The organism is Cupriavidus sp. 01L46 (assembly GCF_056399905.1).
The window spans coordinates 1-590 of record NZ_JBFTSF010000692.1; the positions used below are offsets into that span (position 1 = coordinate 1).

Below are 590 nucleotides of genomic sequence, written 5' to 3' on the forward strand. Positions count from 1 at the left end.
GTCCGATTCTGATCAAGACGTCCGCCAGGCGGATACGCCGGCCGGCGATGCCGGCAATGGCGCCGAAGGCGGCGCCGGCACCGATGGCGCGCCGCGCCGCAAGGGCCTGCGCCGTGGCTTGCGCAATCTGGTGGCCACGCGCCGCCAGGCCGCGCAGGACCGCGATGGCGGCCGTGCCGCGGACGGCGGGGCGCCAATCCCTGCTGGCAGCCCCGATGTGGGCGCCGCGCAAGACGCGCGTGGCGACGGCACAAGGAAGGGACGTACGCGTGGCAAGCGCAAGCCCGCGGAAGGCGAGGCTGTGCAGGCTGGCGAGCAGATGGGCGAGCGCCCGGCGCCGCGAGGCCGCCGCAACTTCAGTAACGACAATGCCGAAGGCGTAAGCGAAGCTGGCGGAGAAGCCGCGGGCGAGCGCCAGCGCGATGGCGCCCGCGCCAACCCGAACGGGAATGGCGCCCGCAAGCGCAAGCCGCAGCAAGGCCAGCAGCCGCAAGGCTCCGCCCGCCGCGGCGGCACCGAAGGGCAGCAAGGCGGCCCGCGCCAGCAAGGCAAGGGCAGCAAGGGCAAGGGCGGCACGCAGCGCCCAGCCG

The 590-nt window shown here is 74.7% G+C and carries 1 pseudogene; it reads left to right on the plus strand.

What is annotated here, in order from left to right:
* Positions 1 to 590: pseudogene (locus AC1DS3_RS39345) on the plus strand (23S rRNA pseudouridylate synthase B); the annotation flags it as partial.